The organism is Actinomadura kijaniata NBRC 14229, assembly GCF_001552175.1.
GTDB classification, from domain to species: Bacteria; Actinomycetota; Actinomycetes; order Streptosporangiales; family Streptosporangiaceae; genus Spirillospora; species Spirillospora kijaniata.
This window is the reverse complement of the sequence record NZ_BCQR01000019.1, coordinates 1-9,468: the sequence shown is the minus strand read 5'-3', so window position 1 is coordinate 9,468 and position 9,468 is coordinate 1. Positions and strand designations below refer to the sequence as shown.

At 74.8% G+C, this 9,468-nt stretch carries 9 protein-coding genes; 3 read left to right on the top strand and 6 right to left on the bottom strand.

Features of this window, described 5'->3' with window-relative positions:
• Nucleotides 1–29: 29 nt before the first annotated feature.
• The 5 genes from AKI01S_RS07525 to AKI01S_RS07505 are packed head-to-tail and all read right to left on the bottom strand — an operon-like array spanning nucleotide 30 to nucleotide 5,269.
• A complete protein-coding gene (locus AKI01S_RS07525; RefSeq protein ID WP_067813276.1) occupies nucleotides 30–1,460 on the bottom strand; it encodes a rhamnulokinase in 1,431 nt (476 codons plus the stop codon).
• The gene (locus tag AKI01S_RS07520) at nucleotides 1,457–2,119 is read right to left on the bottom strand and encodes a LutC/YkgG family protein (protein WP_245681515.1); all 663 of its coding nucleotides are present in this window, start codon (nucleotides 2,117–2,119) and stop codon (nucleotides 1,457–1,459) included. Before AKI01S_RS07520 ends, AKI01S_RS07525 begins: the two co-directional genes overlap by 4 nt.
• Nucleotides 2,116–3,501 carry a lactate utilization protein B gene (locus tag AKI01S_RS07515; RefSeq protein WP_174567359.1) on the bottom strand — a complete coding sequence of 462 codons (1,386 nt, stop codon included), beginning with the start codon at nucleotides 3,499–3,501 and terminating at the stop codon, nucleotides 2,116–2,118. Before AKI01S_RS07515 ends, AKI01S_RS07520 begins: the two co-directional genes overlap by 4 nt.
• 26 nt (nucleotides 3,502–3,527) lie before the next feature.
• Nucleotides 3,528–4,232, bottom strand: coding sequence for a (Fe-S)-binding protein (locus AKI01S_RS07510; protein ID WP_067813272.1), 705 nt, complete (start codon nucleotides 4,230–4,232; stop codon nucleotides 3,528–3,530).
• Between the two features lie 5 nt (nucleotides 4,233–4,237).
• A complete protein-coding gene (locus AKI01S_RS07505) occupies nucleotides 4,238–5,269 on the bottom strand; it encodes a LacI family DNA-binding transcriptional regulator (protein ID WP_067813269.1) in 1,032 nt (343 codons plus the stop codon).
• 184 nt (nucleotides 5,270–5,453) lie between these two features.
• On the opposite strand from AKI01S_RS07505, the gene rhaI reads away from it, so the two are divergent.
• Both rhaI and AKI01S_RS07495 read left to right on the top strand, forming a co-directional pair.
• Nucleotides 5,454–6,623 (top strand): L-rhamnose isomerase, encoded by a 1,170-nt coding sequence (gene rhaI / locus AKI01S_RS07500; RefSeq protein WP_067813265.1) that lies wholly within the window; start codon nucleotides 5,454–5,456, stop codon nucleotides 6,621–6,623.
• Between the two features lie 5 nt (nucleotides 6,624–6,628).
• Nucleotides 6,629–8,677, top strand: coding sequence for a bifunctional rhamnulose-1-phosphate aldolase/short-chain dehydrogenase (locus tag AKI01S_RS07495; RefSeq protein WP_067813278.1), 2,049 nt, complete (start codon nucleotides 6,629–6,631; stop codon nucleotides 8,675–8,677).
• 55 nt (nucleotides 8,678–8,732) lie between these two features.
• Here the strand turns inward: AKI01S_RS07495 and AKI01S_RS07490 are convergent, their stop codons facing one another.
• Nucleotides 8,733–9,119 (bottom strand): VOC family protein, encoded by a 387-nt coding sequence (locus tag AKI01S_RS07490; protein WP_067813262.1) that lies wholly within the window; start codon nucleotides 9,117–9,119, stop codon nucleotides 8,733–8,735.
• Between the two features lie 149 nt (nucleotides 9,120–9,268).
• Between AKI01S_RS07490 and AKI01S_RS50295 the strand changes: the two genes are divergently transcribed.
• On the top strand, nucleotides 9,269–9,468 hold a 200-nt coding region (locus AKI01S_RS50295; protein ID WP_157419716.1), incomplete at its 3' end, for a hypothetical protein.

Genomic DNA, 9,468 nt, shown 5'->3' with positions numbered 1-9,468 from the left:
GGGCCGGTCGCGGGGCGGCGCCGCCCGGGTCACCCCAGCCCGGCGCGGGCGGCGGCCTCGGCCCACGCGGCGTCGTCGCCGCCCGGTTCGTGGCGGCGCAGGGGCTGGGTCGCGGCGACCAGGGCGCGCATCGCGGGCAGGTCCCCGACCAGCCCGTGGGCGCGGGCCTGGACCAGCAGGTTGCCCAGCGCGGTCGCCTCGGCCGGCCCGGCGACGACGGGCAGGCCGCAGGCGTCGGCGGTGAGGCGGCACAGCAGGTCGTTGCGGGAGCCGCCGCCGACCAGATGGATCACCGCGACGTCCTTGCCGGACAGCTCGACCGCCGCGCGCAGCGCGGCGCGGTGGCCGAGCGCGAGGCTGTCCAGGACGCAGCGGACCGTGGCGGCGGGCGAGTCGGGGACGGGCTGGCCGGTGCGGCGGCAGAACGCGGCGACGCGGGCGGGCATGTCGCCGGGAGGCAGGAACTCGGGGGCGTCGGGGTTCACCACCGACCGCAGGCCCGGGACGTCGGCGGCGGCCGCCAGCAGGGCGGGCAGGCCGGGGGAGCCCCAGACGCGCAGGCACTCCTGGAGGAGCCACAGGCCCATCACGTTGCGCAGGTAGCGGATCGTGCCGTCGACGCCCGTCTCGTTGGTGAAGTTGGCGGCGCGCCCGGCGTCGGTGAGGATCGGGCCGGGCAGCTCCACCCCGACCAGCGACCAGGTCCCGCACGAGATGTAGGCGAAGTCGTCGCCGGTCGCGGGGACGGCGACGACGGCCGAGGCGGTGTCGTGGGAGGCCACCGCGACCACCGGGGTGGCGGCGGGCAGGCCGGTCTCGGCGGCGACGTCGGGGCGCAGCGTGCCGATGGTCGTGCCGGGCTCGCGCAGCGGCGGGAACAGGCGGGCCGGGAGGTCCAGGCGGTCGAGCAGCTCGGTGGACCAGTCGCGGCGGCGCACGTCGAACAGCCCGGTGGTGGAGGCGTTGGTCGGCTCGGCGCCCTGGACGCCGGTCAGCCAGTACGCCAGCAGGTCCGGGATCATCAGCAGCCGTTCGGCCCGCGCCAGCCCGGCGCGCGCGGCCGCGAGCTGGTAGACGGTGTTGAACGGCAGGAACTGCAGCCCGCCGATCCCGTACAGGTAGGCGTCGCCGAGGTCGGCGCGGACGCGTTCCATGACCCCGTCGGTCCGGGCGTCGCGGTAGTGCACGGGGTTGCCGAGCAGGGCCCCGCCGGCGTCGAGCAGCCCGTAGTCCACGGCCCACGAGTCGATGCCGACCGACGCGACGGGACCGGCGTCGCGCAGGCCGTCCAGGACGTTGCCGTACAGGCCGAGGACGTCCCAGTACAGGGTGCCGCCCGCGCGGACGGGACGGTTGGGGAAGCGGCGGACCTCGGTCAGGTCCAGCCCGTCCCCAACGCGGGCGGTGATGACGCGTCCGCTGGAGGCGCCGAGGTCCACGGCGGCGAACCGGGGGCTCACGCGACGACCAGGACGTCGAGGGTGCGGGGGCCGTGCACGCCCTCGACGCGCGACAGCTCGATGTCGCTGGTCGCCGAGGGGCCGGACACGAAGGTGAGGGGGCGGGCCGGGTCCAGGCGCTCCAGCGCCTCGGGCACGTCGGCGACGACCCGGGCGGCCTCGACCACGACCAGGTGCCGGTCGGGGACCAGGGTCAGCGCGCGCGGACCCTGGCCGGGGCCGTGGTCGAGCACGACCGTGCCGGTCTCGGCGATCGCGACGGCGCAGCCGGTCACCGCCCCGTCGAGCGCGTCGAGGTCGGCGACCGGCGGGTCCTCGACCAGGCGGGCCGGGTCGGCGCGGGCCAGCCACGCGCGCGGCAGGCCCTCGGGAACGGCGTACACGCGTCCCGCCAGCCGGGCGGCGACCGCGCCGGGCAGTTCGGCGGGGGTGACGCGGCGCACCGTGGCGCGGTAGTGGGCGATCCGGTCGGCGAGCAGGTCCAGGACGTCGCCGGTGGAGTGGCGCCGCAGGTAGTCCCGCTCGATCGCGGCGCGGCCCGCGGCGATCTCGGCGGCGGGGCGCGGCGGGACGATGGCGTCGATCCGGGCGAGGACGCGGTCCCGGCTGTTCACGGCGCTGCTGTTCACGGCGCTGCTGTTCACGGCGCGGCTGTTCACGGCCGTCTCCCTCCGTCGGTGCGTTCCCACCAGGCGCGGAACGACTCCGGCGGCGGACGCGGGATGTCGCGGGTGTCGGTCCAGGCGCGCAGCGGGCCGGGCAGGCGGCGGGGGGTGAGGCGGCGGAACCGGCCCGCCGCGCGCTGCGCCAGGGCCAGCCGGGCGGGGGAGCGGAGCGTCCAGCCCGCCGCCGCCATCGCCGCGTCGGTCAGCGGGTGGCGGGCGCTCTCCACGGCGCGGGCCCGCAGCTCGACCAGCACCTCGGGGATGTCGATCGCGACCGGGCACGCCTCGAAGCACGCCCCGCACAGGGTGGAGGCGTAGGGCAGCGACGCGTCCACCTTCGAGCCGACGCCCCGCAACTGCGGGGACAGGATCGCCCCGATGGGCCCCGGATAGGGCGAGCCGTAGGCGTGGCCTCCGGCGCGTTCGTAGACGGGGCAGACGTTGAGGCAGGCCGAGCAGCGGATGCAGCGTAGTGCCTGGCGGCCCACTTCGTCGGCGAGGACGTCGGTGCGGCCGTTGTCGAGCAGGACCAGGTGGAAGTCCTGGCCCTCGGTCGCGCCAGTCCACATCGAGGTGTAGGGGTTCATGCGCTCGGCGGTGGAGGAGCGCGGCAGCAGCTGGAGGAAGACCTCCAGGTCGGCGAAGGTCGGCACCAGCTTCTCGATCCCCATGACCGTGATCAGCGTCCGGGGGAGGGTCAGGCACATGCGGCCGTTGCCCTCCGACTCCAGGACCACCAGCGTCCCGGTCTCGGCGACGGCGAAGTTGGCCCCGGACACCGCGACCCGGGCCGACAGGAACTTGGCGCGCAGGTGCCGCCGCGCCGCCTCGGCGAGTTCGGCGGGGGAGTCCGACAGCCCGGCCGGGGCGTCCGGCATGGCCCGGCGGAAGATGTCGCGGATCTCGGCGCGGTTGCGGTGGATGGCGGGGACCAGGATGTGGGAGGGGCGGTCGTCGCCGAGCTGGACGATCAGTTCGGCCAGGTCGGTCTCGTAGGCGGTGATCCCGGCCTCGGCCAGCGCCTCGTTCAGGCCGATCTCCTGGGTCGCCATCGACTTGACCTTCACCACCTCGGTCTCACCGGTCGCCTCCACCAGCGCGGCGACGATCGCGTTGGCCTCGGCGGCGTCGGCGGCCCAGTGCACGGTGCCGCCCGCACCGGTGACCCTCTCCTCCAGCAGCCTCAGGTAGTGGCCGAGGTGGGCGAGGGTGTGGTCCTTGATCTGCCTGGCGGACCCGCGCAGCCGCTCCCAGTCGGGTAGCTCGGCCACCGCCTCGGCGCGCCGCGCGCGGATCGTGCCGGTCGCGTGCGCGAGGTTGCGGCGCAGCAGCGTGTCGCCGACCGCCTCCCGCGCGGCCTCCGGGAACGACGGCATCCCCAGGTAGGTGGGCATCGAGCCGGTCACCGGGCGTCCCCCTCGGTCGCGGCGAGGATCTCGGCCAGGTGCAGCGCGCGCACCCCGGCGCGCCGCCGCGTCAGCGCGCCGCCGATGTGGGCCAGGCACGAGTTGTCGGCCGCGCACAGCACCTCCGCGCCGGTCCGCCGCACGGCCGCGACCTTGTCGGCGCCCATCGCGGCCGACACGTCGGCGTTCTTCAGCGCGAACGTTCCCCCGAACCCGCAGCACTCCTCCGCCCCCGGCAGCTCCACCAGGTCGATCCCGCGCACGGCGCGCAGCAGCCGCAACGGCCGGTCCCCGACCTTCAGCATCCGCAGCGAGTGGCAGGTGGGGTGGTAGGTGACGGTGTGGGGGAAGTAGGCGCCGACGTCGGTGACGCCCAGTACGTCGACCAGGAACTCCGACAGTTCGTACACCCCGGTGGGTGGCTCGACGCCGAGTGTGGGGTACCAGTCGCGGATCATCGCCGCGCATGACCCGGACGGCACCACGACCGCCTCGTAGTCGTCGAAGGTGTCGGCGAAGCGCCGTGCCAGGGGCGCGGCGTCGGCGCGGTAGCCGGTGTTGAAGTGCATCTGCCCGCAGCAGGTCTGCGCGGCGGGGAAGTCCACCTCGTGGCCGAGCCGCCGCAGCAGCCGCACGACCGCCCGCCCGGTGCCGGGGTACAGGGTGTCGTTGACGCAGGTGACGAACAGCGCGATCCGCATCCGGGTCACCGTCCCGCCGGGGCCGTGGAGTCGCGCACCACCAGCTCGGGCTGGAACAGCACCTGCTGGTGGGCGTGGCCGCGGGGGTTGTCGCACTCGTCCAGCAGCAGTTCGGTGGCGACCCGCCCGAGCCGGTAGGTGGGCTGGCGCACCGACGACAGCGGCACCGCCGCCTCGGCGCTGAACTCGATGTCGTCGTAGCCGATCAGCAGCACGTCGCGGCCGACGTCCACGCCCGCCCGCGTCAGGGCGCGCAGCATCCCCAGGGCGAGCAGGTCGTTGGCGCAGAACACCGCGTCCGGCAGGCCCTCCGCCAGCAGCGTCCCGGCGGCCTCCTGCCCGGCCCGCACCGTCATGGTCGGCACCACCACCTCGCGGAGCGCGCCATCGGCGGGCAGCGCGCGCCGCGCCCCGGCGGCCCGGTCGGCGCACTGGCGGATCGTCGGCGGACCGGTGACGTAGGCGATCTCGCGGGCGCCCCGGTCGAGCAGGTGGCCGACCGCCAGGTCGCCGCCGGCGACGTCGTCCACGGCGACCGAGCACTGGCGGGCGCGGGTGGCGGTGTGGTCGAGCATGACGGTGGCGATGCCGCGCTCGCGCAGCACCTCCAGCTGCCCGGCGGTGCCGTCCACCGGGGTCAGCAGCACCCCGCGGACCCGCTGCTCGGCGAGCATCCGCAGGTTGCGGGCCTCACGTTCGGCCAGCGCGCTGGAGCTGCACAGGATGAGCCCGTAGCCGCGCTCGTAGACGGCGTCCTCCACGCCCCGCGCGACGTCGGTGAAGAACGGGTTGGCCAGGTCCAGCACCATCAGCCCGACCGTGCGGCCCTGCCCGGCGCGCAGCGTGGAGGCCGACCCGTTGCGCACGAACCCCAGCTCGCGGATCGCCGCGTGCACGCGGTCGCGGGTGGCGGCGGCGACCCGGTCGGGGCGGTTGAGCACGTTGGACACGGTGCCGGGGGACACGCCCGCGTGCCGGGCCACCTCCCTGATCCCGACCGCGCCCCGCGCCGGATCGGTCCTGTCGCTGGTGCCCATGCCGCCCTCTCGTGCTCCCGCGGATCGCCGGTCCACTGTGGACCAGCTTCTTAAAACGTGTCAATAGCGGGAGGGCGCTGTGACGGACCCTTGACGGGTGGGAGAGCGCTGATCTAGCGTCCTCGGCACATCGGCCTTTTAAAACGTTTTACACCGAGCGGCCCCGACTTCGAGGAACGGACGCATGGCCACGGACATCGCGCGGATCAAGGCCGCGCTGCTGACCCAGCACATCGAGACGCCCTCGTGGGCGTACGGCAACTCCGGCACCCGCTTCAAGGTGTTCGCCCGGCCCGGCGTGCCCCGCACCCCGCAGGAGAAGATCGCCGACGCGGCGCAGGTGCACCGGTACACCGGGATCGCGCCCAGCGTGGCGCTGCACATCCCCTGGGACCGGGTGGACGACTACGGCGCGCTGGCGGCGTACGCGGCCGGGCACGGCCTGCGGATCGGCGCGATCAACGCCAACGTGTTCCAGGACGACGACTACATGCTGGGCAGCGTCACCAACCCCGACCCGGCCGTGCGCCGCAAGGCCCTGGACCACCTGCTGGAATGCGTCGACATCATGGACGCCACCGGCTCGCGGGACCTGAAGCTGTGGTTCGCCGACGGCACCAACTACCCCGGCCAGGACGACGTGCGCGCCCGCCAGGACCGGCTCGCCGAGGCCCTCGCCGCCGTGTACGAGCGGCTGGGCGGGGACCAGCGGATGCTGCTGGAGTACAAGCTGTTCGAGCCCGCCTTCTACACCACCGACGTGCCGGACTGGGGCACGGCCTACGCGCACTGCCTCAAGCTCGGCCCGAAGGCGCGGGTCGTGGTGGACACCGGGCACCACGCGCCCGGCACCAACATCGAGTTCATCGTGGCGCTGCTGCTGCGGGAGGAGAGGCTCGGCGGGTTCGACTTCAACTCCCGCTTCTACGCCGACGACGACCTGATGGTGGGCGCGGCCGACCCGTTCCAGCTTTTCCGGATCATGCACGAGGTGGTGCGGGGCGGCGGGCTGGACCCGGCGGCGGGCGTGGCGTTCATGCTCGACCAGTGCCACAACATCGAGCCCAAGATCCCCGGCCAGATCCGCTCGGTGCTGAACGTGCAGCAGGCCACCGTCAAGGCGCTGCTGGTGGACGCCGACGCGCTGCGCGCCGCGCAGGAGTCCGGCGACGTGCTCGGCGCCAACGCCGTGCTGATGGACGCCTACGACACCGACGTCCGCCCGCTGCTGGCCGACCTGCGCGCCGAGATGGGCCTGGACCCCGACCCGATGGCCGCCTACGCCGCCTCCGGGTACGCCGAGAAGATCGAGACCGAGCGGGTCGGCGGCGCCCAGGCCGGATGGGGGGCCTGACGGACATGGCGGAGCAGACGACGGCGCCCGAGGTGGCGCGGCTGCTGGAGCGCGCCCGCGCCCTGGGGTCCGACCCGCGCAACACCAACTACGCGGGCGGCAACGCCTCGGCCAAGGCCACCGTGACCGACCCGGTGACCGCCGGGGACGTCGAGCTGATGTGGGTGAAGGGCTCGGGCGGCGACCTCGGCACGCTCACCGAGGACGGGCTGGCGGTGCTGCGGCTGGACCGGCTGCGCGCGCTGGTGGACGTCTACCCCGGCGTCGAGCGCGAGGACGAGATGGTCGCCGCGTTCGACTACTGCCTGCACGGCCGGGGCGGCGCGGCCCCGTCCATCGACACCGCCATGCACGGCCTGGTCGACGCCGCGCACGTGGACCACCTGCACCCCGACTCCGGCATCGCGATCGCCACCGCCGCCGACGGGGAGGAGCTGACCCGGCGGATCTTCGGCGACCGGGTGGCGTGGGTGCCCTGGCGGCGGCCCGGGTTCCAGCTCGGCCTGGACATCGCCGCCGTCAGGCGGGCGAACCCGCGGGCGATCGGGGTCATCCTGGGCGGGCACGGCATCACCGCCTGGGGCGACACCAGCGAGCGGTGCCGGGCCCACTCACTGGAGATCATCCGCACGGCCGAGGCGTACATCGCCGAGCACGGCCGCCCCGACCCGTTCGGCCCGGTCGTCGAGGGCCACCGCCCGCTGCCCGAGCCCGAGCGGCACGCCCGCGCCGCCGCGCTGTTCCCGCTGCTGCGCGGCCTGGCCTCCACCGACCGCCCGCAGGTCGGCCACTACACCGACGACGAGGCCGTGCTCGACTTCGCCGCGCGCGCCGAGCACCCCCGGCTGGCGGCGCTCGGCACCTCCTGCCCCGACCACTTCCTGCGCACCAAGGTCCGCCCGATGGTGCTGGACCTGCCGCCGGACGCGCCCCTGGAGGACGCCAAGGCGCGGCTGCGCGAGCTGCACGCCGCCTACCGCGAGGACTACCGCGCCTACTACGAGCGCCACGCCGTCCCCGGCTCGCCGCCGATGCGCGGCGCGGACCCGGCGATCGTGCTGGTGCCCGGCGTCGGCATGTTCAGCTTCGGCGGCGACAAGCAGACCGCGCGCGTGGCGGGCGAGTTCTACGTCAACGCCGTCAACGTCATGCGCGGCGCCGAGGCCCTGTCCTCCTACGCCCCCATCGACGAGGCGGAGAAGTTCCGCATCGAGTACTGGGAGCTGGAGGAGGCCAAGCTGCGCCGCCGCCCGAGGCCCAGGGCGCTGGCCACGCGGGTGGCGCTGGTGACCGGCGGCGGCTCGGGCATCGGCGCGGCCACCGCCCGCCGCCTGGCCGCCGAGGGCGCGTGCGTGGTGGTCGCCGACCGGGACCCGGCCGCCGCCGGGAAGGTCGCCGCCGAGCTCGGCACCGCCGACACCGCCGTCGCGGTCGGTGTGGACGTCACCGTCGAGGAGCAGATCACCGCGGCCGTCCGCGCGGCCGTGCTGGCGTTCGGCGGCGTGGACCTGGTCGTCAACAACGCCGGGCTGTCGATCTCCAAGCCGCTGCTGGAGACCACCGCCGCCGACTGGGACCTCCAGCACGACGTGATGGCGCGCGGGTCGTTCCTGGTCTCCCGCGAGACCGCCCGCGTCATGGTCGAGCAGGGCATGGGCGGCGACATCGTCCACATCGCCTCCAAGAACGGCGTGTTCGCCGGGCCGAACAACATCGCCTACGGCGCGACCAAGGCCGACCAGGCCCACCAGGTGCGGCTGCTGGCCGCCGAGCTCGGCGGCCACGGCATCCGCGTCAACGGGGTCAACCCCGACGGCGTGGTGCGCGGCTCGGGCATCTTCGCCGGGGGCTGGGGGGCCCAGCGCGCCGCCGTCTACGGCGTCGAGGAGGAGCGGCTCGGCGAGTTCTACGCCCAGCGCACCCTGCTCAAGCGCGAGGTGCTGCCCGAGCACGTCGCGGCCGCCGTGTTCGTCCTCACCGCCGGGGAGCTGTCGCACACCACCGGCCTGCACATCCCCGTGGACGCGGGCGTCGCCGCCGCGTTCCTGCGCTGATCCCGGGCGTCCCGGCCGCGTCCGCCCGCGGCCGGGACGCCCCTCCGGGGTGCCCCTAGTCCTCGGGCCAGCCGCCGTAGGGGACGGTCAGGACCTCCATGTGGTGGCCGCTGGGGTCGTCGAAGTAGACGCCCCGGCCGCCGTCGTTGCGGTTGATCTCGCCCTCCCCGCTGCCGTCGGGGTGGGCGTAGAACCGCGCCCCCGACTCCCTGATCCGGGCGAGGATCCCGTCGAACTCCTCCTCCGGCACCAGGAACGCGCAGTGGTGCCAGCGGAAGTCGGTGGAGTCCATGTAGTCGAGGGTGACGCCGTTGCCGGTCCTCACCGGGACGAACGGCCCCCACTGCTCGCCCGCCTCCACGCCCAGGATGCGGGCCAGGAACTCGGCGGACTCCCTCTTGTCCCTGGCGGGAACGATGATGTGGTCGAGCGTCACGGACATCGTGGATCGCCTTCCTCGTCGAAGGGTCTTTCCGAAGGGGCTGTCCCTCGAGTCTGGAATCTCGATCGCGCTTGAGGTCAAGTCCCGGCGCGGGTAACGCCTGGGTGACTTTCCGTGTCCGCGCGGGCGCCCGCCGCCATGATGGGGGCGTGCGCTCCTCTCCTTCGCTGCCGCCCTCCGGCTACACGCGCGCCCTGCCGCGCCCGCCCCGTTCCCGGCTGCCCTGGACGGCGACCGCGGTCGCCACCGGGACGGCGGCGGTCGCCGTGGCCGCCGTGCTGGCGCTTCCCGGGGACCGGCCGCCGCGTTCGCTGACGGCGGGCGGCGGGCCCACGACGGGCGTGGCGGG